Raw genomic sequence first — 22,639 nt, 5'->3', positions numbered from 1 at the left:
CCTATCCGCACGGCTCCGGGCCGTCAGGCGGCGAACCACCAGTGCGGAGCGTGCGGCTCGAGCAGGGCCGGCACGACGGTGACAGCAGCGCCGCTCAGCACGGCGCAGACGCAGGCGGCGAACCAGCTGCCGCGGGGTCCGAGTGCGGTCAAGGCGTTCAGGACGGCGGTCAGCAGGAGGACGCTGGCCACGCCGACGAGGACCGCCACAATGATGTACTGAGGCATGCCGTTGCCCGGTCTGCACCAGGGCTGACGGACCAGGTCACAGGTCTGACCCAGCTTGGCGCCCGGCCAGAACCACTGCAGGAAGTAGGCACTGAGCACCCAGCTGGGCACGCTGGCGAACGCGACGACGAACTTGCCTGACCACACGAGCACGGACCGCAACCTGCCCACATCCATGGCCCAGAACGGTACTGGCACCTCGTCAGGCTCCGCGGGCTTTTCGGGAGCTTCGTCGCGCAACCGTGACCGAGCACCTTCCGGTCCGAGCTGCGGCCCTCAGTCGGCCAAGCGGGCGGGGAAGCCTCCCGTCGCGACGGGCCCCCAGCGAGTCGGCGTGATGCGCAGGATCGACTTGTCCTGGTGGACCATGGCCTGACGGTACTCGGCCCAGTCGGGGTGCTCGCCGGAGATGTTGCGGAAGTACTCGACCAGGGGCTCGACCGAGTCGGGGGCGTCGAGCACCTCGCAGTCGCCGTCGACCTGCACCCACGCCCCACCGAAGTCGTCGGACAGCACGACGACACTCACGGCCGGGCGCTTGCGCGCGTTGGCCGTCTTGGCGCGATCGCGATAGCTGGAGATCACGATGCGTCCGCTGTCGTCGACTCCACCCGTCACGGGCGAGGCCTGGGGCCGCCCGTCCGCCCGGCTGGTGATGACCAGCATCTGGTGTCGGGGCCGGACGAAGTCCAGCAGGCCCTCTCGGTCGACGGTCGTGTTCGTGGCAATGGTGCGTCCCATGACCTGCACGCTACCCACCGTGAGACGTTGCGCCTCCCCAGTCAGGTATGCCGGGTGCTCACCTTCGTGCCGCAGCCGAGCTCACCAGCCGTTCCCCCGCCGGACGGCGCGGGCGCCGCAGCCACCAGGCCAGGCAGACCAGGAGCGACACACCGGCCGCCGCGGCGCCACCACGCGTGACGGCCCGGAACAGCGCGACCTCGACGTCGAGGCCCCTCGCGGAGAAGGCGCCACCGGCCGCCCCGAGCACCGCCACGGCCACCACGGTCGCAGCTGCCTGCCGCCTCTGGGCCGGAGACACCCAGCCGCGGTCGGCACCCGGCGTGGCAGCGACGAGCAGCCTCAGGCAGACCACGAGGAGCACGGCTCCCCCGACCAGCCCGCTGGCCAGCTGCGCCCACTGCGCCCCGAGGAGCCCGGCGTGCTCGGTGTGCAGCCAGCCGATTCGGGCCACCGCCCACCGGCCTTCATGGGTGAAGTCGTCCCAGACCAGATGCGTTGTCGCTCCGAGGACGACGCCGAGCAGCGCCCATCCCCATCGGGTCGACCTCAGCGGCTCGGGGGTCGGGAGACGAAGACCGACCACCGGCGGAAGCAGGTCTCGGACCGGCGCGAACAGCGCGCCCCGCCACAGCGTGAGGAGGGCCAGCCCGAGGACGGGGTCGGCCGTGACCAGTCCCGGCCACGAGTGCAGGAAGGCAGCCCCTCTGCCGCCGGTGAAGAACCACGGGATGTCCGGCACCATCGACCCGATGACCCACGCGGCGGGGACGACCCGGGCGGTGTGCCTGCGTCCGACGACGGGGAGCACCGCCGCCACGTGGCTCAGCGTGAACGGCATGCGGGGAACCCTAACCCCCCGGCCACTGCACCGCCGCGCCGCCGCGGGCCAGCCCACCTCGTCAGATCGCGGCGGTCGTCCGCGGTCGTCGGCAGGCGTCAGCAGGCGTCCGCGGTCGTCGGCAGGCGTCAGCCGGGCGGGTTGTAGGCGGCGTAGTCGACTCGGGTCACGGGCCGCGTGACCAGCTGTCCGCTCGGGTCGGGCATGGGCAGGGCCCTGGCCCCCTGGACCAGCTGGACGCTTGTCGCCAGGCTGTTGGCCGTCACCGTGAACACGAGCTGGGCCATGGCCAGCGACTGCTCGTGCACGGAGATGCGCTCGAACCCCGTGGGCAGCTCGATCCGTGCGACCCCGTCTTCCACGGTGCCGCGAAGCGGAGTGCTGGCCAGGGGCAGCGCGCTGCGGATCCCCGCCGCCGACATGGTCGCGGTGATGGGCGTCGCCAACCCCACGAAGGACGGCTCCAGCCCCGCGCCAGGGGGGACGGTTCGCGTCAGCCGAGCCAGGCGGTCCCCCTGCACCAGGTAGACCTGGATGGTCAGTGGGACACCCTGACGGCTCGGACCGGACGAGGATGCGGAGGCCGTGGGGGCCACAGCGGGCACCGGGGCGGACTGGGTACCGATCGAACACGCCGACAGCCCAAGGCCGCAGGTGACCATGACGGCGAAGGCGACGGCGGCACCGCGGATGACACCGCGGCATACCCCGTCACGAGGTGGCGGTCGGTAGCTCGACGACAAAGCGGGCACCTCCCCCGGGGGTCTCCTCGACGAGCACCTGACCGTCGTGCAGCGCCACGTGCCGTTGCACGATCGCCAGCCCGAGCCCGACTCCTGTGCGCTCGTTCGAGCCTCCGCGCGCGAAGCGCTCGAACACCCGCGACCGCCGCTCGGGCGCGATTCCGGGCCCGGCATCCTCGACGACCACACGCAGCCCGTGCGCCCCACGCTCGACGCGCACCCCCGTGCACCCGCCTCCATGCGTCTCCGCATTGCCGACCAGGTTGGCGACGACGCGTTCGAGGCGTCGCTTGTCGACGTCCATCGTCAGCCCGGCCACGGCTTCGTCGACCGACGTGACCTCCCGGCCTGCAGCCGCATCGGCGGCCCGGCGGACGAGGTCGCCCATCCGCACGGTCTCCCGGACCACCTGGTCGCCCGCGTCGTGCCGCGAGATCTCGAGCAGGTCGACGACCAGGGCGCGGAACCGCTCCAGCTCGTCCGCCAGCAGCTCGACCGGCTCGCGGACCGACTCGGGAAGCTGGTCCCGGCGGTTCTGGATCACCTGCATCGAGTTGAGCATGGTGGTCATGGGCGTGCGCAGCTCGTGGCTCACGTCGACGGCGAACCGCGCATCGGCGACGACGTGGCGCTGCAGGTCCTCGACGGTCTGGTTGAACGAACCGGCGAGCTCCTCGAGGTCCGGGTCGCCGTCGGCATCCAGGCGTGTGGAGAGCCGGCCCGCTGCCACGTCCGCGGCCACCCGGTTCAGCTCGGTGAGAGGGCGCAGCGCGAGCCGACTGGCGAACCGCCCCACTCCCAGCCCCATGAGGACGGTGACGATGGCCGCCGCCACGAGGCCGAGTGACAGGACGCGAGCCGTGCGCTGCATCTCACTGAGGGAGTAGACCTCGAAGTAGCTACCCCTCCCTCCCGAGAGCGGCAACCCGACCGCGAGGTGCAGGGTGCCGTCCACCCGGATGCGCTGGGTCGCACCCTGGCCGCCGCTCACCATCGTCACGAGCCCGCCGGGCAGGCTCGCCGGGCCCAGGCTGGGGGACGTCGCGTACCACCGCCCGTCCACCTGGGCGAGCACCGCGGCGGAGTCCGTCCCCGGCACTCCCTCCAGGACGGCAGGGAGGCCGGTGGCTCCGGTCGAGAGCGCGTTCTCCACCTCGCCGCGATCCAGCGCCGTCTCGACCAGTGCGGTCTGCTCGGTCTGCGACACCATGGTGCGGGTCACCAGCGTCCAGGCCAGTCCGGACAGGAGCGCAGACAGACCGAGGGCCAGCACCCCGAACCCGAGCGTGACGCGGCCACGCACCCCGACCCGTCGCGTCGCAAGCACCCGGCGCGACGTGCGCGGACCGCGCCCCACCTAACCGGCCAGCCGGTAGCCCAGGCCGCGGGCAGTCACCACGTGGCGGGGACTCGCAGGGTCGCGCTCGACCTTCGTCCTCAACCGACGAATGTGGACGTCGACGATCCGCGAGTCGCCGAAGTAGCCGTAGCCCCACACCTTGTCGAGCAGGTCCTCGCGGCTGAGGATGCGGCCCTCGGCCACGGCCAGCTCCGCGAGCAGGCGGAACTCGGTGCGGGTCAACGCGACCGGCTCGCCGTCGCGGAGCACCACGCCGTCGTCCAGCCCGATCGACAGGTCGCCCAGGACTGGACGGCGCGGGCGGTGGTCCACCGCGGGCTCCACCCGACGGAGGAGGGCACGGATCCTCGCTGAAAGCTCTTTGGCGACAAGGGGTTTCGTGACGTAGTCGTCGGCACCGGCCTCGAGCCCAGCCACGACGYCGTGGCTGTCCGAGCGGGCGGTCACCATGATCACCGGCACGTTGCTCCGGTGCCGGATCTCGCGACACACGGAGAAGCCATCCATGTCCGGGAGCATCACGTCGAGGAGCACGACGTCGGGTTCCTCGCGCGGCAGGTCGGCCAGACCCTGCTCCCCCGTCGCCGCCTCCGAGACGTGGTACCCCTCGTCCTCCAGGGCGAGGCGCAGGACGCGGCGAACTCGGGCGTCGTCCTCCACGAGCAACACGCGTCGCGTCACCTCGCCAGTATCACACCGGCTCACGAGGTCCGTCCGGAAGTCCTCTCGGACATGGCGTTCCGTCACGTAATCGTCATGAAGGGCCATGGTCCATGACGAGCCCCTTGCAGTCCCGTGACGGTCGAGTCGAAGGCCCGCCGGGCACCCTCCCGAGTGCCTAGGTTCGCAGTCGACCTGTCCGGCGCGACCGGCAGGCCATGCCCCTTCAAACCGGATCCGTCTACCCATCCGAGGAGGATGTGATGATCCCCAGGACACGTCGGCTCGCAGCGGTGGCAACCGTCTGCACTGCGAGTCTCGGACTGGCGGCCTGCGCCAACAACAACGGCACCGCGTCAGGCTCGTCCAGCTCCAGCGGCGCCGTCGCCAAGGGCGGGACGCTCAACATCCTCGGCGCCGGCGACGTCGACTACATGGATCCCAACATCAGCTACTACTCGGCCGGCTACATGGCGCTCAGGCTGTGGAGCCGGCAGCTGTTCACCTACCCGGCCATCGAGGGTCAGGTCACCAAGGCGGCACCCGACCTGGCCACCGCCCTCCCCACCGAGGGCAAAGGCATCAGTGCCGACGGCAAGACCTACACGATCAGCATCCGCCAGGGCGCCAAGTGGAACACCACCCCGGCCCGTCAGGTGACGGCGCAGGACATGGTGCGCGGGGTGAAGCGCACCTGCAACCCGGTGCAGCCCTTCGGCGGCCTGCCCGACTACGCCGACCTCATCGTCGGCTTCCAGTCGTTCTGCGACGGGTTCGCGAAGGTGGGCAAGACGCCCGCTGCCCTCGCGGCATACGTCGACAAGACCCCGGTGGCGGGCGTGACCGCGAAGGACGACGAGACCGTCGTGTTCACCCTCACCCACCCGGCGAGCTACTTCGTCGACATGCTGACCCTTCCTGCGTTCTCCCCGGCCCCCAAGGAGTGGGACGCCTACCTGCCCGCGAGCCCGGAGCTGGCCGCCCACACGATCTCCGACGGGCCGTACAAGATCGACTCCTACACGGCCACGAAGAACATCACGTTCAGCCGCAACACGGCGTGGGACGCGGCCTCCGACCCGATCCGCAAGGCATACGTCGACAAGATCGTGATCAACGAGACCGTCAGCCAGGACTCGATCCAGCAGCAGCTGCAGACCGGCACCCCCAGCGCGGACCTCGAGTTCGACGCGTTCGTCCCGCCGTCCCAGCTGCCCGCTCTCATCGCCAAGAAGGACCCGAACCTCAACCTCGGCGAGGGCTCGTCCAGCAACCCGTACCTGGTCTTCAACACGGTGTCGCCGAACAGCAACAAGGCGCTCCAGAAGAAGGAGGTCCGGCAGGCGCTGTCCTACGGGCTGAACCGGGCCAACATCATCCAGGTGCTCGGTGGGCCCAAGATCGCCCCTCCGCTGACCCACGTGCTCCCGTCCAACATCGTCGGAGGTGAGCAGGACTTCGACCTCTACCCCACCGATCCGGCCAAGGCGAAGTCGATGCTGGCCCAGGCCGGCTACCCCAACGGGCTCACCATCAAGATGCTCTACCGCAACGCGTCCGAGGGGCAGAGCAAGTCGTTCCAGACCGTGCAGCAGGACCTGTCCAAGATCGGCGTGAAGGTCGTCGGCGTCCCCTCGCCGAACGCGGACTTCTACACCAAGTACCTCCAGGTGCCGACGGTCGCGCAACGCGGCGTGTGGGACATCGCCCCCTCTGGTTGGGGCGCGGACTGGTACGGCAACGCGGCCCTGTCGTTCTTCAAGCCGCTCTACTTCGGTCAGGCCGCCTACCCGCCGATCGGCAGCAACTTCGGGTTCTACAACAGCCCGGCGACCAACGCCCTCATCGTGCAGGCGTCCAACGCCAAGACCGAGCAGGAGGCCAAGGAGCTGTGGGCCAAGGCCGACCACCAGGTCATGGAGGACGCGGTGTTCTTCCCCATCACCAACTCCCTGAACCCCAACTACCGGGCGAGCCAGGTGCAGAACGGCGTCTACATCCCGGCCTTCCAGAACTTCGACCCTGCGAACGTCTGGCTGACCGCAGGCAAGCAGGGCGGGTAGGCAAACACCATGGCACTGTTGGAGGTTCGTGACCTGAAGGTCGCCTTCACCACCGCCGACGGTGTCGTCCAGGCCGTGCGCGGACTCTCCTTCGACGTCGAACGTGGCAGCACGCTCGCCATCGTCGGAGAGTCCGGCTCGGGCAAGAGCGTCGCGACGCAGACCATCGCCGGACTGACCCGCGGCGCCCAGGTCAGCGGGTCGGCGCGGTTCGACGGCATCGACCTGATCGGCGCCGACCCGGAGGTGCTCCGCCGGGTCCGCGGCGACCAGATCGGCATGATCTTCCAGGACCCGCTCTCGAGCCTGCACCCCTACTACACCGTGGGATGGCAGATCGTGGAGATGATCCGCGCGCATCGTCAGGTCTCCAAGTCGGCGGCCCAGCAACGCGCGGCCGAGCTGCTGACCCTCGTCGGAATCCCCCGTGCCTCCAGTCGGATCCACGACTACCCACACCAGTTCTCCGGCGGGATGCGCCAGCGCGTCATGATCGCCATGGCGATGGCCCTCGACCCTGCGCTGCTCATCGCCGACGAGCCGACCACCGCCCTGGACGTGACCGTCCAGGCTCAGGTGCTCGACGTGATGCGCAGTCTCCAGGAGCGCTTTGGAACGGCGATCATCCTGATCACCCACGACCTCGGCGTGGTCGCCGAGATGGCCGACGAGGTCGTGGTGATGTATGCCGGGTCGGTCATGGAGCGCGCGCCGCGGCGGACGTTGTTCTACCGGAACCACCACCCCTACACCGAGGGCCTCCTCGCGTCGCTGCCGTCACAGGGCGGTCCCGGGGCCAGGCTCACCCCCATCTCGGGGGCACCTCCCTCGCTCATCGGACTCCCTGTGGGGTGCCCCTTCGCCCCCCGCTGCCGCTATGCGTTCGGGCGGTGCTGGGGCGCCACCCCACCGCTCGACACGGTTCACGACGATCCCCTGCACCAGTCGGCGTGCTGGCTGCCGGACGACGCCCAGGGGCGCCGTACCAGCCGACCCCTCGACACCGGTGGTGTCTCGCCCGCTCCGACGGGGGCCCGGCCATGAGGTCCGAGGTGCTCCTTCGGGCCCAGGACGTGACGAAGTCCTTCCCGGTCCGATCGGCGGGCTGGCGGCGGCAGCACGACGTGGTGCAGGCGGTCGCGGGCGTAACCCTGGACGTGCGGCGCGGGGAGACCCTCGGACTCGTCGGTGAGACCGGGTGCGGCAAGTCGACGCTGGCGCGGTGCCTGGCTCGGCTCTACGACCTGACCTCGGGCTCCGTCCTGTTCGAGGACCGCGACATCACCTCGCTCTCGGGACGGGAGATGCGCCCGCTGCGCCAGGACATCCAGATGATCTTCCAGGACCCCTACGGCTCGTTGAACCCTCGCCGTCGCGTCGGGTCGATCATCGGTGACCCGTTCGTCATCCATGGGATCGGGTCTGCCGACGAGCGCAAGCGCAACGTGCAAGAGCTCATGGAGCGCGTCGGGCTCAACCCTGAGCACTACAACCGGTTCCCGGCCGAGTTCTCCGGTGGGCAACGCCAGCGCATCGGAGTGGCGAGGGCGCTTGCCCTGCGGCCCAAGCTGGTGATCTGCGACGAGCCGGTGTCGGCTCTCGACGTGTCGATCCAGGCGCAGATCATCAACCTGCTGATCGACCTCCAGGACGACTTCGGCCTCACCTACGTCTTCATCTCGCACGACCTGTCCGTGATCAGGCACGTGAGCGACCGGATCGCCGTGATGCACTTGGGCAAGATCGCCGAGCTCGCCCCCGCGGAGCAGCTGTTCAACCGCACCCGCCATCCCTACACCCGCTCGCTCCTGTCGGCCCTGCCGCACGCCGACCCCGACGTGGCGGACAGTCGCGAACGCATCGTGCTGGTCGGGGACCTGCCCACTCCGACGAACCCGCCCTCGGGCTGTCGGTTCCACACCCGTTGCCCCAAGGCTCGCGAGGACTGCGCCGTCACCGACCCTCCGCTGGTTCCGGTGCTCGGTGACGGCACCGCGCACCAGACGGCGTGCCTGCACCCGCTGGAGGTCGGCGAGGACCTCTCACTCGCCACCCCCCGCGTCGAGGACACCGAGATCGACACGTCGTCGCACCATCGGGTCGCACCATCCACAGGAGGCTGAGTCGGCATGAGCGACATGAAGGGCACGGCGGCGGTCGGACGTCCCTCCCCTGAGGCCTCCGGTCCTGCCGCCGTGGGTTCCGCCGCCTTCGATCCTGACGCCCTCGGCAGCGGCTCCGGCCGTCCCGCCCGTGGGCCCGGCGACGGCAGCGCAGGCGACCCCGGCGCGGGCCAAGCCCGGGGCGTCGGGAGCATCCAGGGCCGCACTCCGTGGCAGCTCGCCTGGCAGCGCCTGCGGAGAGACCGGGTGGCGATGATCTCGTTGGTCGTCATCGTGGTCATCGTGCTGATGGCGTTCCTCGCGCCGCTGGCCGCGATGATCACCGGGCACCCCGTCAACGAGCAGTACCGCACCACCGGCCTCACGCCGGAGGGCCTCCCGCGGGGGCCGTCCAGCGAGTTCTGGCTCGGCACCGACGACCTCGGCAGGGACATCCTCGTGCGGATCGCCTACGGCTCGCGCATTTCGCTGCTCGTCGGTGTCGCATCGACGGCGCTGACCGTGGTCATCGGCGTGGTCATCGGGCTTGCGGCAGGGTTCCTCGGGGGAATCGTGGACACGGTCCTGGCTCGACTGATCGACGTCGTCCTGTCGGTGCCCTTCCTGCTCGTCGCCATCGCCCTGGTGTCCATCACCGGTCCCAGCCTGATCGTCACCGTCCTGGTCATCGGGTTCTTCAGCTGGGCGTCGGTCGCCCGCATCGTGCGGGGACAGGTGCTGTCGATGCGCGAACGCGAGTTCGTCGAGGCGGCCCGGTCGCTCGGCGCCTCCAACTCGCGGATCATGTTCGTCGACATCCTTCCGAACGTCCTTGCCCCCGTCATCGTCTACGCCTCGCTGCTGATCCCGGTGGTGATCGTCGTCGAGGCGACGCTGTCGTTCCTGGGTCTCGGGCTGGCGCCACCGACTGCCGACTGGGGCGGGATGATCAGCGAGGCCCAGAACTACTACACGACCTCATGGTGGTTCGTGGTCTTCCCGGGCGCCGCCCTGCTGGTCACCACCCTCGCCTTCAACCTGCTGGGCGACGGGATCCGGGACGCCTTCGACCCGCGCGCTGCCCGGCTCATGGCGAAGTGAGGAGACGGTCATGCTGCGCTTCCTGATCCGACGGCTGGTCCTCGGCGTGCTCGTCCTGTGGCTGATCACGGTCGCAGTCTTCGGCCTCTTCTTCGTCGCGCCCAACAACGTGGCGCGCACCCTCGCCGGTCGCCAGGCCACGCCTGAGACGGTTGCCGCGATCTCCCACCGGCTCGGTCTGGACCAACCGCTCTGGAAGCAGTACCTCGACTTCGTGGGCAACGCCGTGCGGGGGGACCTCGGCTACGACTACTACCACCAGGTCCCGGTGACCACGATCCTCGGGGCCGCGCTGCCGATCACGATCTCGCTGGTGCTGGGGGCGGCCCTCATCTGGCTCGGCCTCGGCGTATTCAACGGCGTCATCTCCGCCACCCACCCGCGCTCGTTCACCGACCGCTCCCTGACGGCCATGAGCCTGTTCTTCTACTCGACCCCGACGTTCCTGCTCGGCATCCTGCTGCTCTACCTCCTGTACTTCCGGCTCACCCTGGCCGGGCACACGGCCTTCCCGGCCGGTGGCTACTCGCCGCTCGCCCTGGGTCTCGGCGGCTGGGCCCAGCACCTGGTCCTGCCGTGGTTCACGCTGGCGCTGGTCTCCGCCGCCACCTACACGCGGCTCACCCGCGCCTCGATGTTGGACGTGCTGGGCGAGGACTACATCCGGACCGCGCGGTCCAAGGGCATCCGCGAACGCCGGGTCGTGCTGCGGCACGGCCTGCGAGCCGCGCTCACGCCCATCGTCACCCAGTTCGGGATCGACGTCGGCTCCCTGCTTGGCGGCGTGGTGGTCACCGAGACGGTGTTCAGCCTGCCCGGGCTCGGCAAGACGGCGATCGACGCCATCAACCAGCAGGACCTGCCGGTGATCATCGGGATCGTCCTCTTCGCAGCGGCGGCCGTCGTCGTGGCCAACATCCTGGTCGACCTCGCGTATGCCGTGCTGGACCCCCGCGTCCGCCTCCACTGAGGGGTCTCCGCACACCGGGAACGCCGAGAGGCCCGGCCCCCCTTCAGGGGACCGGGCCTCTCGTTCAGCCAACAGGCCGAGCCGGCCACGCGGCATACCGAGGTGTGCCGCGTGGAACGGATCAGTTGCCGGTGAGCTTCTCGCGCAGTGCGGCGAGGGCCTCGTCAGAGGCCAGGGTGCCCTCGGACTCCGGGGCGGCCGGGCGGCTGCTGGCGCTGCCCGTGTCGCTGTCGGACGACGAGGACGAACCCGAGTCGCTCGAGTAGGACGTCCCACTGCCAGCGTTGGCGGCAGCCTCGGCGTCGGCCTTGGTGGCCTCCTCGACCTGGGTCTTGTGGGCCTCCCAGCGGGTGTGGGCCTCGGCATACTGCTTCTCCCACTTCTCACGCTGGGTGTCGAACCCCTCGAGCCACTCGTTCGTCTCCGGGTCGAAGCCCTCCGGGTACTTGTAGTTGCCCGCCTCGTCGTACTCCGCGGCCATGCCGTAGAGGGTCGGGTCGAACTCGGCGACGGGCGCGCTGTCGTCGTTGGCCTGCTTGAGGCTCAACGAGATCCGGCGACGCTCGAGGTCGATGTCGATGACCTTGACGAAGATGTCGGAACCAACCGTGACGACCTGCTCCGGCAGCTCCACGTGGCGCTCGGCCAGCTCGGAGATGTGGACCAGGCCCTCGATGCCGTCGTCCACGCGGACGAACGCACCGAACGGCACCAGCTTGGTGACCTTGCCCGGGACGACCTGACCGATCGCGTGGGTGCGGGCGAAGTGCTGCCACGGGTCTTCCTGCGTCGCCTTGAGCGACAGGGAGACACGCTCGCGGTCCATGTCGACGTCGAGAACCTCGACGGTGACCTCCTGGCCGACCTCGACAACCTCGGACGGGTGGTCGATGTGCTTCCAGGACAGCTCGGACACGTGGACGAGACCGTCGACGCCGCCGAGGTCCACGAAGGCACCGAAGTTGACGATGGAGGACACGACGCCGGAGCGGACCTGCCCCTTCTGGAGCTCCTTGAGGAACGTGGTGCGCACCTCGGACTGCGTCTGCTCGAGCCACGCACGGCGCGACAGGACCACGTTGTTGCGGTTCTTGTCGAGCTCGATGATCTTGGCCTCGATCTCCTTGCCCACGTAGGGCTGGAGGTCGCGGACGCGACGCATCTCGACGAGGGACGCGGGAAGGAAGCCGCGCAGGCCGATGTCGAGGATGAGTCCACCCTTGACGACCTCGATGACGGTGCCGGTGACGACGCCGTCCTCTTCCTTGATCTTCTCGATCGTGCCCCAGGCGCGCTCGTACTGCGCACGCTTCTTGGACAGGATCAGCCGACCCTCCTTGTCCTCCTTCTGGAGAACCAGGGCCTCGACCTCGTCGCCGACCTTGACGACCTCAGAGGGGTCGACGTCGTGCTTGATCGAGAGCTCGCGGGAGGGGATGACACCCTCGGTCTTGTAGCCGATGTCGAGCAGGACCTCGTCCCGGTCGACCTTGACGATGACACCCTCGACGATGTCTCCGTCATTGAAATCCTTGATCGTCGCGTCGATCGCGGCGAGCAGTTCTTCCTCGGTGCCGATGTCGTTGATGGCAACCTGAGGGGCGGTCTTTTCGACCGTGCTGGCAGTCATGTAGTAGGAACTCCGATGGTGGACAGTGAATAGAAGGTGGTTGTTGTGCTCACGCTCAGCAGGCCACCGGACGGCGGCACGACGAAGCGCGCACACGGAAGTGCGCCTCCACCTTACCGACGGTGTCCGTGCAGGGTCAAAACGCGAGGGGTATGCCGGTGAGTGAGTACGCGCAGGTCAGCCGTCGGGAGGCGGGCGCCGAGGAAACCGCCGCGGCCAACCGGTCGTGGTGGGACGCCGAGGCCGGCGAGTACTACGCCGAGCACGGCACGTTCCTCGGCGACGCGGACTTCGTGTGGGGCCCCGAGGGCTGGCGCGAGGACGAGCTGGGCCTGCTGGGCGACGTGGCGGGTCGGCGGGTGCTCGAGATCGGCGCCGGCGCGGGGCAGTGCGCCCGCTGGGTGGCCGCGGCCGGCGGCCGGGTGGTGGCCACCGACCTGTCAGCGGGGATGGTCCGCCAGGGGCTCGACCTCAACCGGACGGTGACTCCGCCGGCGCAGCCCGTGCCGTTCGCTCAGTGCGACGCCGTGGCCCTGCCGTTCGGCGAGGCCACCTTCGACATCGTCTTCACGGCCTACGGAGCGGTGCCCTTCGTCGCCGACACGGCGCGGCTGATGCGCGAGGTGGCGCGGGTGCTGCGCCCCGGCGGTCGGTTCGTGTTCTCCACGACCCATCCGTTCCGTTGGGCCTTTCCCGACGACCCCGGTTCGCCGGGCCTCACCCTGACCCAGTCCTACTTCGACCGAACCCCTTACGTGGAGGCCGACCCCGACGGTGAGGCGACCTACGTCGAGCACCATCGGACCCTGGGCGACCGGGTGCGCGAGCTGGTGGCCGCCGGTCTGGTCCTCGTCGACCTCGTCGAGCCGGAGTGGCCGGAGCGCAATGACCAGACCTGGGGCGGCTGGTCGCCATTGCGTGGCCGCGTCTTCCCGGGGACGGCGATCTTCGTCTGCACACGAATGTGAAGGCGGGAGCGGGCACACGACCCGCGCAGGCCGGCACACGAAACGCAAGGCAGGCACCGCGAAGGGCCGCCCGGATTCCGAGCGGCCCTTCGTGGTGTGGTGCGGGTGGCGTCAGGTGGCTTCGCGAGAACCCCGGCGCCTGCCCCCGAAGGTGAGGAACAGGCCGAGGGCGAGGAACACCAGTCCGAGCACGATCGCGATAGCGGTCAACGGACCGTTGATGAGGCCGAGCGTAGAGCCCTTGGAGCCCCAGTCCTCGGCGTTCTTCTTCACCGTCGCCTCGGAGTAGCCGATGGTTCCCTTGGTCGTGAAGAGCTCGGGGTAGGCGTCGGTCGTGAGCGACTTCTCGACCTCTTCCTGGCCCTTGATCAGGACGCCCGTGTTGGGTTCGATCCACAGCGTGCGGATGTTGCCGTAGTTCACGGTGGCAGTGACGTTGCCGGTGGCGGTGTCGCCGAACAGTGCCTTGGGGACATCGCGCTGCGTCACCTCCGTCTTGGGGATGGTCTGGCGGAAGACGTAGGTGCTGACTCCCTCCAGCTTCTCCTCGCGGACGAAGCTGATGTCGGTGGCCTTGCCCAGGTCGCCGTCCCACCACTGGTAGGTCTTCTTCTGCACGTCGAACGGGAACTTGAAGAACAGTCCCTGGTGGTCGAGCGGCGTGACCTTGGCCGGGTCGTCGAGGTCACCGGCGGACTTGAAGTCGCCACAGCAGTTCGTGGCCTCAGCCGTCTTCCGGTTGAAGGAGACACCTTCGTTGGTGAAGCTGAGGTCGGTCCACTTGCCGTCGATCTCGGCCTGAGACTGCACGGTGGTCTGCCAGAAGGCGTCCGTGTCCTGCTTCTTGGCATCCTTGGCCCTGCCAGGGATCCCGATCACGTTCCGTGTGCTCTTGAGATGGGCGTTCTCAAGCTTGTCGTAGTGTGACTTGCCGTCGTCGCCCTTGTAGACGTGCAGCGTAGACATGCCAGTGCCTTCTGAAACAGACACTGAGCGTTGGTTCAGCTTGACGGTCGCAAGCCCGTCGTACAGAACCGGCTTCGCTGAAACACCTACAACCAACAGCAAAACTCCCAAAAGCGTGGCAACACTGCCAAGCACCTTGCGCATCCCGGCTTTCTCCTTGCGTTATGAGGTGGCTGGACACTACCAGCGAGTAGCCTTTGTCACGCGCATATTGGCGCCACTGCGAGAAATGAGCTGATTTTGGTGGGAGTTGTGCAGCAAACTGCGCCGTCCGAGGCCACTCGGGTGCGGCATGCCGCACGTCCGGGGCGATCGTTCGACCGGGGCGCCGGCGCCGTGATCGCTGCCTTCGTGGTCGCCAGTGCCTACCTGATCGTCCCGAGCGGCTACTACATCGACGACTTCCGGGCACAGGCCTACGCCGCGGGTCGAGGGCCGTGGCCGTTCATCGTCGAGAGCAACGCGACCCACCTTGCACCCGGCGCCCGGACGATGGACTGGCTCCAGGCCCACTACTGGCCGCTCGAACGCCTGCCTGCCGTCCTGTTCACCCTGACGGTGTGCGGAATGCTGGGCGTGGCGGTGTGGCGGCTGGTCAACCAGCTCGTCACCCGCCGCTCGGTGGCCCTCGTGGGACTCGGCCTGGCCCTCTTCGCTCCGTCGATCATCCCGGCCATCGCGTGGTACCGGCAGGCGCTCACCACCCTCACCGCACTCGTCCTGATCCTCGTGGCCATCGATGCGGGGCTGCGCTACCTTCGCGGCGGCTCGCGCACGTGGGCGTATGCCGCGTGGCTGGCGCACGCCGCAGGATTGGCCTTCTCCGAGCGAACCCTGGTCGTCCCCGTGGTCCTCGTGACAGCCGGCCTCCTGCTGGTCCCCAGCACGACGTTCCGGCGCGCCCTGCCGCGGCAGGCCGTGGCCGTGGGGCCCATGATCGTCCTGAACCTCGCGTTCCTCGCGTTCTACGGCAGCGGCGACTTCGACCACGCTGGCGTGGGGACACCGAGCCTTGCCGGGTTCGCAGCCGCCATCGGACGGTCCCTCCTTCGCAACTCGATCCCGAGCCTGGTGGGCGGCCCGATCAGCTGGCGGCCCGGCGGTGAGAGCTACTCGTACGCGCAGACACCCCTGTGGCTCGCGATCGTCGGCTGCGCCGCCCTCGCCCTCCTCGTGGTGCTCGCCGTTCGCCGCCGTCGCGAGGGACACGGCGGCACACCTGTGTGGCGACCCCTCCTGGTGGTGGCGGCGTACGTCGTGCCGATCTACTGCATGCTCTACGTCGGACGCATCGCGCGCGCCGAGGTCTCGTCCGTGGACGACCTCCGGCTGTTCCCGGACGTGGGCGTGTTCCTTGCCCTTGCGGTAGCAGTGCTGCTCGACGTCGCCGTCCGTCGCCCCCGACGCGCGACAGTCCGAGCCCTCGCGGCCGGCGCGATCGCTGCGACGGTGGCGTGCGGCCTGTCCTGGGTCGGCTTCGCCCACCGTTGGCACCAGAACTCGAGCCCCTCCTACGTGGAGGCGCTTCGCACCGACCTCACCAAGAACCTTTCCCCCGTGGTCGCGTCCCCTGTGCCTGTCACGATCGTGCCCAACTGGGTCCAACCCGACTTCTCGACGGCCGACCTGATTGCCATCCTGCACCCCGCCACGCGCACGGCCGTCTTCGACTCCGCAGCGCGCCTCGTCGGCCCCGACGGGCATCTCACGGACGGCCAGCTGAAACGGATCGCGGTGGCACCGGACGAGCGGTCGGACTTCTGCAGGCACGCGTTGCCCGCCGGTCAGGAGAACGCAACGATCGACTTCACCGAGGCTGTCCCCTACTACAGGGGGGCGCTGCTGGAGCTCGGCGTTCTCGTGTCGGACACCACCTCCCTCACGGTGCGCGTCATCGCCGAGGACGGTTCGGTCTCGGCTCCGCGGCCCGGGGTCACGCCCGAGATGCAGCGAGGTCCCCACCGGCTGCTCCTGCCGGTCATGCCGGATGTCCGCGTGAAGAGCGTCCAGATCAGCCGAAGCCGTGCGAGCGCCGACGTGTGCGTCACGACCCTGCAGGTCGTCCAGCCTCCGGAGCCCCAGTGACCGCGACCGACGTTCCCACCGGCGCCGGCACCGGCGCTCCCCCAGAAGCCCCCTCTGACGTCACTGCTGATGGCAGGCGCACACGAGGCGCCGAGCACGCAGTGCACCACGTCCGAGAGCTCGAGGGTTTGCGTGCCCTCGCTGCGTTGGCGGTGGTCGTCACCCACGCGGGCTTCATGGCGGGGACCATCGGGCGGAACGTGCTGCCCGGTTTCGTTGCGCGCATGGACATCGGGGTCGCCCTCTTCTTCGTGCTGAGCGGCTTCCTCCTGTACCGGCCGTACGCCCGGTTCAACGCCGGCCTGGGCGTCTGGCCATCGCTGCGGACCTTCGCGCTGCGCCGGACGGCCCGCTTGGTCCCCGCGTGGCTGTGCGTCCTCGCGGCGACTCCGCTGCTCTGGGCAGAGGCGCGGCAAGCCCGCCTCACGACCTGGTTGGCCAACCTCGCCCAGCTCCAGGGGGTGAAGCAGTCGTGGGTCATGCCCGGACTCGCCCAGCTCTGGAGCCTGTCGACCGAGGTGATGTTCTACCTCGCGCTGCCAGGCCTGGCCTGGCTGGTCGCGCGGATCGTCCGACGACGCTCCCCCGGTCACGAGCTGGCCGCCATCGTCGGGATCATGCTGTTCGCCGAGGCATTCCGCGCCGTCGATGCCTGGGGTGGCCTGCCCGCGGGGTACACCTGGTTGCAGACGCTCCCTGCCACGCTCGACTGGTTCGGCTACGGCATGCTGCTGGCCTGTCTGACGGCTCGTCCCGGGCGCTGGTCGTCGGCCACCTCCACGATCCGCCGTTCGCCCGTCGCTCTCTGGGTGCTGGCGGCCTGCGTGATGTGGGTCCTGACGACCAGGCTCGCCGGACCCTACGACCTGTCGCAGGCCACGGTGTGGGAACAGACCTTCAAGCACCTCGGCTACGGCCTCTTCGCGTTCCTCGTGATCGCCCCGTCCGCGGTGGGTGGTGGAAACCCGTTGAGCGGGTTCCTCGGCAGTCGGGTGATGCGCTACCTCGGGCAGATCAGCTACGCGATCTTCCTGTGGCACATGCCCATCATGTTCGCCCTGCGGGAGGCCCGCGGCCTCACGCTGTTCGCGGGCCACTTCTGGTTCACCCTGATCGGCACCCTCGCGATCACCGTTCCCGTGGCCGCGGCGAGCTGGCACTTCGTCGAGCAACCGGCCCAGCGTTTCGTGCGCGACCGGACGGGCTGAGCCAGCTCAGACGCGGGAGCGGTGGTCGCCGGCGCGGTGGTCGCCAGCGCGGTGGTCCGGTCCCCGGTGCCGTCGCGCTGGCAGCAGCACCACACCCAGCACCACGGCGGTCAGAACCGCTGCGACGAGTCCGCGGTTGGTCGCGGCGGGCTCGGGCCAGGGTGCGGCGGCGCCCCACGTGGCCCACACTCCCAAGACCCCGACCAACGCCACGACCCCACGCCGTGGGCCGAGCCGGCGAACGGCGAAGCCGGCGAGGGCTCCCGCCAGCCCCCAAGGCCCAGCCAGTACCGCGAGGGCAGCGACGAGAGCGAGCGCACCGACGAGACCGGGCAGCCGGAGCTCGGGACCGAGCGCGAGGGAGAACCGTCTCCGACCCGTGACCGCCACGACCAGGACTCCCAGAGCGAGCAGGAGGCCGAGGCCCAGCGTGACCCGGAACGGAGTCTGCGGGCTGAACTCGAGCCGCAGGACGCCACGGTCAGCCGCAGGGACGATCCACCCCTGGGACCAGCCGTCCAGCGTCACCGATGACGCCTGCTTGGTGCCGAAGCGTGCTGTCCACCCGGGGTTGGCGTTCTCGCGCACCCGGACCACGGAGGGCTGGCTCAGGTCGGTCACCGTGATGGCACGGTCGGCGGGCGACCACCGGGAGGCCGTGACGGGCGACTGCGTCGCCGACGTCTCCGAGGCCCACAGCGAGAGGTTGCGCACTCCGAACTCCGCGGAGGCCAGCACCCTCAACCGCGAAACCCCCTGGTCGAGGCGGACCCGCTCGCAGACCCGGAGCCGAAGCGGGAGGCCCTGGATCAGGGCAGCACGTGACCCGGTCACCTCCGTGGGGTACTCGGTGCCGTTGACCTGCAGTCGTGGTCCGAAGCCGCAGGGCATCGCGACGTCGGTGCCCTCGAGGGGTGGCCAGGAGTCTCCGACCAGGTTGACGTCGCCGAGGACGATCGGAGCCGGCGCGTTGCGGCCATCCGAGCGAAGGGCGAGGTTGGTGCTCTTGATGACCCTGACCACCACGCTGGCCGCCTCGGTCTCGGGAATGACCACCGTGCCGCGTGCGGCATCCCCCTCCACGGTGCGGCGATAGGTCTGACCGCCGGCCGTCACGTCGACCTCGGTGATCCGCCGGCCGGTCACCGAGGGGTCGGTCTCGAAGCTTAGGCCACGAACCACCCGCTTGTGCGGGAAGCGCAGGGTGAGGCTGGGGCCGAACTGTGACGGCGACGAGGCCCAGAAGGTGGCGGGGTCGCCATCGATGGCCAGCTGCGGTGCGGTCGACGCACCCGGCACCCATGTGCTCGTGGCCGCGGCCCTGATGCCGTCAGGTCGGTCCAGGAGTCTGGCCGTCGCCGTGGCCGCACGCGGCACGACCGAGCCCGTGCCCTCCACGGTCGTGCCCGAGGGGACACTGAAGATGCGGCGCAGGTCGAGCTCGCCCTCACTCACCCGTGCCTTGTCGGGGCGGCAGTGCAGGACGTCGTGGAACCCCGGCACGCACGCGGGGACCCGGTCCGGCGAGGCCTGAAGGAGGACTCCGTCGATCGTGTCGGACGTCGGCTCGGGCAGGCGCAGCCAGCTCTCGACCCTGGGCAGCACTCCCACGCCGATGTCCCGCACGCGAACGGTCGGCTTGCCAGGACGGGTCTCGACCACGGCCATCCGGAACCTTGTCGTCGCACCGGGCTGCACCGAGAGCCGGACCACCGTACGTGCCGCCGCCGACCCACGCTCGGGCGAGCTGACCGGAGTTCTGACGGTTCCCGTGTCGGTGGTCACGGTCACTGCGGCGATGTCTGCACCGTCCTGCATGTCGAAGACCGCGTCGAGGTGATCCGGCAGCGTCACCGCCTGCTGCAGCTGGAGCTCGACGTACTGACCCGCAGGTTGGTAGCCGCGGCTCTCCCACATCGTGTCGAGGCTGGAGTCGAAGGCGCTGTCCGGTACCCGCGTCAGGTCGCGCACCTGACCCAGGTCGGGATAGGCCAACGATCCGGAGGCAGTGACCGAGCGCGCCCCCACGAGCTCCTTGACGGTCTGCTGGTCGACGAGCGAAGCGTCGTGGTACAGCCACGGCATCAACCAGTCGTGCGCCAGCCGTGGCGCCGGATAGGCCTCGGACGCCGCAAGCGGCGGGCCGTAGTTCCTGCGCACGGCGGCAAAGTTGGCCTCGCGGCGCTGCAACGTGTCGGTGAGGATCTGAGGCGCCTTCTCGAGCCCCGCCGTACGCAGCGACGCTCCATCCGAGCTCAGGAGCACGGGCTGCTCCGCGTCGGGAAGCAGCACCGTGCCTTCCGGGCCTCCGGCCAGGACAGAGGTGGACTCGACCGGCTGGGTCCGTGTTGGCGCGATGCTGGTGTCGTCGGCGACGTCATAGATGACGATGGCCGGGATCGGCTGGTCCTGGCCTCCGTCGAAGGCCACCTCCGGGTTGAGGCTTCCTCCGAGCTCGGGGCCGAAGAAGGACACCGGTCGCGCCCCCGCCGACGCCAAGGCGGCCTGCACCACCATCGGTGCCGGCGCCCCCGTGACCCGGTAGGCCAGGTCCGAACGCAGCAGCACCCTGCTGATGCCCATGCGGACGAAGGCGTTGCGCAGCTCCACGCCGCCGAAACCCGACGCCACCCGAGCCTCGATGTCGTTGAGCATGCGAGTCGCCCCAGCGGAACCGAGCGGCACGGCGTCGCGCACGATCCAGGGGCTGGATGCGAGTGGCTGCAGCGCCTCGTCCCGGGGGTCACCCCAGTAGCTGGCCGGCGCGTTGGCTCCCGGGAGGACCAGGGTGCGTCCCGCGCTCGGGTGGTCCCCCAGCCAGTCGGCGGCCTGCTTCCAGTACCCCGGCACGGCCAGGAACTGCCCACGCTGGCTCACTCCCTGGAAGACCGGGGCAGCAGCCTGCGCCGCCACCGCCACCAGAACGACCGCGGTCACGACGTGCGGGATCCGGCCTCCGGCCCGACGCAGCATTCCCTCGAGACGCGGGAGCGCGTGCGCGATACCGATGCAGAGGACGACCCGGATGACCGGTTCGAACTTGTGCGTGTTCCGAAAGGGGGCGAGGGCGCCGTCCAGCAGGGTGGACAAGGACCCGGCGAACGGCCCGACCCCCGGGCCCACGTGGCCCAAGGTCACGAGCACCAGCCCGACGACGAGGCCACAACGGACGAAGAGCGACCAGGAGGCGCCGGCGCGCCAGACACCCAGGAGTCCGACCGCCACCAGCACGAGCCCGAGCCAGACGACGGGCTGTTGGGTCAGGATCTGCCATCCTGCCGGCCACTGCGGTCCACGAGCACCTGAGATGGCTGCGATCCACTGCGTCGTGCCACGCAGTGCTTCGGTGGTCGAGGCCCCCGACGTAGTCACAGCGCTCGACTCGATCCAGTCGAGGAAGGGCGGGCTGTAGCGCCCCAGCAGGAGCAGGGGCCCGATCCACCACGCGGACACCAGGACGACGAACAGCGACCACCACCCAGCCAGTCGCAGTCGTGCCCCCTTGGCGCGGGTGAGGATCCACAGCGCTGGCAGCGGGAGCAGCGCCAGGGCCGCCACCGCGTTGACCGCGCCCGCGGCGAGGAATGCCGCCGCCGACCGAGCCGCAACCACGCGTTCGTCCCCCCGGCGTGCACCGACGAGGGGCAGCAGCACCCACGGCGCCACCGCCATCGGCCAGATCTCCGAGCTGATGGCGCCCAGACCCTCCAGCATCCGTGGTGCCAACGCGTAGGCGAAGGCCGCGAGCATCCGGGACGTGCCGGTCCCGATGGCCAGCCTCACCAGCAGCAGGCGCATCCCGTGGAAGGCCACGAGCAGCAGCAGGCACCACCACAGCCTCTGGACCACCCACGGTGGCGCTCCCAGCTGGTGCCACAACCAGAAGAACGGCCCCATGGGGAACAGATAGCCGTACGCCTGGTTCTGCAGCTGTCCGGCGGCGGCCTGGGGGTCCCACAGGGTGAAGGCTCGGGCCAGCAGTGCTCCCGGAGCCTGGGTGAGGTCGAGCTTGGTGTCACCCGCGGTCCACCGCGGCGCCTGGGTGAAGGCGAAGGCGACCAGAACGGCCGACTGGGCGATCAGGTTGAGAGTGTCGCGTCCCCGCTCGACGGCATGTCGGTCGGCCATCATCCGCCCACGCGTTGCACGACGATGACGCTGTTCCAGCACGCCACCTCGCGCAGCCCGGGGACACGGATGACCCACTTCGCCCAGGACGGGTGGTACCGAGGCAGCACTTCGACCACCCGCACGGCCCCCGTCGACTCGACCGCGTTCAGCCAACGCATCATCCGCCCGACCGAGCAGGCGAACAGGGAACGACCGAAGTCGTTCTTGGGGCGCTTGCCGTGCTTCGCGGCATACCGGTCGGCGGCGCGCCGACCCCCCAGGTAGTGCCACGGTGCCGTCTCGTGGCCGCCCCAGGGCGACAGCCACGGGGTCCACGACAGCACCATGAGGCCGCCCGGTTGCAGGATCCGCAGCATCTCGTCCGCCATCGCCTCCGGTTCCGGCACGTGCTCGAGCACGTTGCTCGAGTACGCGACCGTCACCGAGCCATCGGCGAAGGGCAGGGCAAGGCCCGAGCCCCGCACCGCGTTGGCCCCCACCTGGCCCCGGGCCGTCAGCTCGCCCACGTCCGGTTCGACACCGGCATACCCTGCACCGGCCGCGACGAAGGCGTCGGCGAAGTAGCCCGGTCCCCCACCGATGTCGACCACGGTGGCGCCCTCGAGCGTCGTCCACCGGCGCACCTCGGCGACCGAGTCGACGGCGAGGGTCGAGTAGAAGCGGTCGGGATCGGTCTGCTCCACCAGGAAGGCCCGGAACAGCTCCAGCGAGCGCCGCAGGGACCCCCTCGGCAGCTCAGGCGCAGCCGGATTTCCCATCTCGATCACGGGGTGAACCCTAATGCCGCTACGGTTACTCATGAGTCAACTTAGCCAATCTCCGGACGTGTGAGGATCGCAACAG

General features: G+C 69.6%; 18 protein-coding genes. 8 read left to right on the top strand and 10 right to left on the bottom strand.

Annotated features, from left to right (window positions below; translation table 11 throughout):
* Positions 1 to 23: 23 nt before the first annotated feature.
* The 6 genes from AC1DS4_RS02150 to AC1DS4_RS02125 form a co-directional block, all read right to left on the bottom strand.
* Positions 24 to 380 carry a hypothetical protein gene (locus AC1DS4_RS02150; RefSeq protein WP_477612798.1) on the bottom strand — a complete coding sequence of 119 codons (357 nt, stop codon included), beginning with the start codon at positions 378 to 380 and terminating at the stop codon, positions 24 to 26.
* A 123-nt stretch (positions 381 to 503) separates the two neighbouring features.
* Positions 504 to 968, bottom strand: a complete 465-nt coding sequence (locus AC1DS4_RS02145) for a PPOX class F420-dependent oxidoreductase (RefSeq protein ID WP_477612797.1) — start codon at positions 966 to 968, stop codon at positions 504 to 506.
* 58 nt (positions 969 to 1,026) lie between these two features.
* Positions 1,027 to 1,809, bottom strand: a complete 783-nt coding sequence (locus AC1DS4_RS02140; RefSeq protein ID WP_477632096.1) for a DUF4184 family protein — start codon at positions 1,807 to 1,809, stop codon at positions 1,027 to 1,029.
* 128 nt (positions 1,810 to 1,937) lie between these two features.
* Positions 1,938 to 2,552 (bottom strand): hypothetical protein, encoded by a 615-nt coding sequence (locus AC1DS4_RS02135; protein ID WP_477624732.1) that lies wholly within the window; start codon positions 2,550 to 2,552, stop codon positions 1,938 to 1,940.
* Positions 2,521 to 3,855, bottom strand: coding sequence for an ATP-binding protein (locus tag AC1DS4_RS02130; RefSeq protein ID WP_477624731.1), 1,335 nt, complete (start codon positions 3,853 to 3,855; stop codon positions 2,521 to 2,523). The genes AC1DS4_RS02135 and AC1DS4_RS02130 overlap by 32 nt, the downstream gene beginning before the upstream one ends.
* A gap of 54 nt (positions 3,856 to 3,909) precedes the next feature.
* Complete coding sequence (locus AC1DS4_RS02125) at positions 3,910 to 4,593, bottom strand: response regulator (protein WP_477645980.1); 684 nt, start codon at positions 4,591 to 4,593, stop codon at positions 3,910 to 3,912.
* A 242-nt stretch (positions 4,594 to 4,835) separates the two neighbouring features.
* On the opposite strand from AC1DS4_RS02125, the gene AC1DS4_RS02120 reads away from it, so the two are divergent.
* Genes AC1DS4_RS02120 through AC1DS4_RS02100 form a run of 5 tightly spaced genes read left to right on the top strand, consistent with a single transcriptional unit; the run spans position 4,836 to position 10,808 of the window.
* On the top strand, positions 4,836 to 6,635 hold the full coding sequence (locus AC1DS4_RS02120; protein WP_477632095.1) for an ABC transporter substrate-binding protein: 1,800 nt from the start codon (positions 4,836 to 4,838) through the stop codon (positions 6,633 to 6,635).
* Positions 6,636 to 6,644: 9 nt separating this feature from the next.
* Entirely contained in the window at positions 6,645 to 7,679 is a 1,035-nt protein-coding gene (locus AC1DS4_RS02115) for an ABC transporter ATP-binding protein (RefSeq protein ID WP_477632094.1), read from the top strand.
* Entirely contained in the window at positions 7,676 to 8,758 is a 1,083-nt protein-coding gene (locus AC1DS4_RS02110) for an ABC transporter ATP-binding protein (RefSeq protein WP_477612790.1), read from the top strand. Before AC1DS4_RS02115 ends, AC1DS4_RS02110 begins: the two co-directional genes overlap by 4 nt.
* Before the next feature lie 6 nt (positions 8,759 to 8,764).
* The gene (locus tag AC1DS4_RS02105; RefSeq protein ID WP_477612789.1) at positions 8,765 to 9,838 is read left to right on the top strand and encodes an ABC transporter permease; all 1,074 of its coding nucleotides are present in this window, start codon (positions 8,765 to 8,767) and stop codon (positions 9,836 to 9,838) included.
* 10 nt (positions 9,839 to 9,848) lie between these two features.
* Positions 9,849 to 10,808, top strand: a complete 960-nt coding sequence (locus AC1DS4_RS02100) for an ABC transporter permease (protein WP_477612788.1) — start codon at positions 9,849 to 9,851, stop codon at positions 10,806 to 10,808.
* Positions 10,809 to 10,929: 121 nt separating this feature from the next.
* Here the strand turns inward: AC1DS4_RS02100 and rpsA are convergent, their stop codons facing one another.
* Positions 10,930 to 12,438 (bottom strand): 30S ribosomal protein S1, encoded by a 1,509-nt coding sequence (gene rpsA, locus AC1DS4_RS02095; RefSeq protein ID WP_477612787.1) that lies wholly within the window; start codon positions 12,436 to 12,438, stop codon positions 10,930 to 10,932.
* Positions 12,439 to 12,590: 152 nt separating this feature from the next.
* Between rpsA and AC1DS4_RS02090 the strand changes: the two genes are divergently transcribed.
* On the top strand, positions 12,591 to 13,406 hold the full coding sequence (locus tag AC1DS4_RS02090; RefSeq protein ID WP_477612786.1) for a class I SAM-dependent methyltransferase: 816 nt from the start codon (positions 12,591 to 12,593) through the stop codon (positions 13,404 to 13,406).
* 111 nt (positions 13,407 to 13,517) lie between these two features.
* On the opposite strand, the gene pgfA is transcribed toward AC1DS4_RS02090, so the two are convergent.
* Entirely contained in the window at positions 13,518 to 14,516 is a 999-nt protein-coding gene (gene pgfA / locus AC1DS4_RS02085; protein WP_477632093.1) for a cell envelope lipid trafficking protein PgfA, read from the bottom strand.
* A 192-nt stretch (positions 14,517 to 14,708) separates the two neighbouring features.
* On the opposite strand from pgfA, the gene AC1DS4_RS02080 reads away from it, so the two are divergent.
* Positions 14,709 to 16,457, top strand: coding sequence for a hypothetical protein (locus AC1DS4_RS02080; RefSeq protein ID WP_477632092.1), 1,749 nt, complete (start codon positions 14,709 to 14,711; stop codon positions 16,455 to 16,457).
* Positions 16,454 to 17,665 (top strand): acyltransferase family protein, encoded by a 1,212-nt coding sequence (locus AC1DS4_RS02075; RefSeq protein WP_477612783.1) that lies wholly within the window; start codon positions 16,454 to 16,456, stop codon positions 17,663 to 17,665. Before AC1DS4_RS02080 ends, AC1DS4_RS02075 begins: the two co-directional genes overlap by 4 nt.
* 6 nt (positions 17,666 to 17,671) lie before the next feature.
* Here AC1DS4_RS02075 and AC1DS4_RS02070 read toward each other — a convergent pair whose 3' ends face one another.
* Together AC1DS4_RS02070 and AC1DS4_RS02065 are read right to left on the bottom strand one after the other, a co-directional pair.
* Complete coding sequence (locus AC1DS4_RS02070; RefSeq protein WP_477632091.1) at positions 17,672 to 21,796, bottom strand: alpha-(1->3)-arabinofuranosyltransferase domain-containing protein; 4,125 nt, start codon at positions 21,794 to 21,796, stop codon at positions 17,672 to 17,674.
* Positions 21,793 to 22,554, bottom strand: coding sequence for a class I SAM-dependent methyltransferase (locus AC1DS4_RS02065; RefSeq protein ID WP_477613416.1), 762 nt, complete (start codon positions 22,552 to 22,554; stop codon positions 21,793 to 21,795). Before AC1DS4_RS02065 ends, AC1DS4_RS02070 begins: the two co-directional genes overlap by 4 nt.
* Positions 22,555 to 22,639 lie beyond the last annotated feature (85 nt).

The organism is Pedococcus sp. P3_C7 (genome assembly GCF_056402615.1).
Note: the sequence above shows the minus strand (reverse complement) of the source record. Positions and strands in the feature narration are given on the sequence as shown.

What these genes read in the sequence shown, in the direction of transcription:
- AC1DS4_RS02145 (WP_477612797.1), bottom strand. Translation starts at nt 968, where the DNA reads ATGGGACGCACCATTGCCACGAACACGACCGTCGACCGAGAGGGCCTG.
- AC1DS4_RS02140 (WP_477632096.1), bottom strand. Translation starts at nt 1,809, where the DNA reads ATGCCGTTCACGCTGAGCCACGTGGCGGCGGTGCTCCCCGTCGTCGGA.
- AC1DS4_RS02120 (WP_477632095.1), top strand. Translation starts at nt 4,836, where the DNA reads ATGATCCCCAGGACACGTCGGCTCGCAGCGGTGGCAACCGTCTGCACT.
- AC1DS4_RS02115 (WP_477632094.1), top strand. Translation starts at nt 6,645, where the DNA reads ATGGCACTGTTGGAGGTTCGTGACCTGAAGGTCGCCTTCACCACCGCC.
- AC1DS4_RS02110 (WP_477612790.1), top strand. Translation starts at nt 7,676, where the DNA reads ATGAGGTCCGAGGTGCTCCTTCGGGCCCAGGACGTGACGAAGTCCTTC.
- AC1DS4_RS02105 (WP_477612789.1), top strand. Translation starts at nt 8,765, where the DNA reads ATGAGCGACATGAAGGGCACGGCGGCGGTCGGACGTCCCTCCCCTGAG.
- AC1DS4_RS02100 (WP_477612788.1), top strand. Translation starts at nt 9,849, where the DNA reads ATGCTGCGCTTCCTGATCCGACGGCTGGTCCTCGGCGTGCTCGTCCTG.
- rpsA (WP_477612787.1), bottom strand. Translation starts at nt 12,438, where the DNA reads ATGACTGCCAGCACGGTCGAAAAGACCGCCCCTCAGGTTGCCATCAAC.
- AC1DS4_RS02090 (WP_477612786.1), top strand. Translation starts at nt 12,591, where the DNA reads ATGCCGGTGAGTGAGTACGCGCAGGTCAGCCGTCGGGAGGCGGGCGCC.
- pgfA (WP_477632093.1), bottom strand. Translation starts at nt 14,516, where the DNA reads ATGCGCAAGGTGCTTGGCAGTGTTGCCACGCTTTTGGGAGTTTTGCTG.
- AC1DS4_RS02070 (WP_477632091.1), bottom strand. Translation starts at nt 21,796, where the DNA reads ATGATGGCCGACCGACATGCCGTCGAGCGGGGACGCGACACTCTCAAC.
- AC1DS4_RS02065 (WP_477613416.1), bottom strand. Translation starts at nt 22,554, where the DNA reads ATGGGAAATCCGGCTGCGCCTGAGCTGCCGAGGGGGTCCCTGCGGCGC.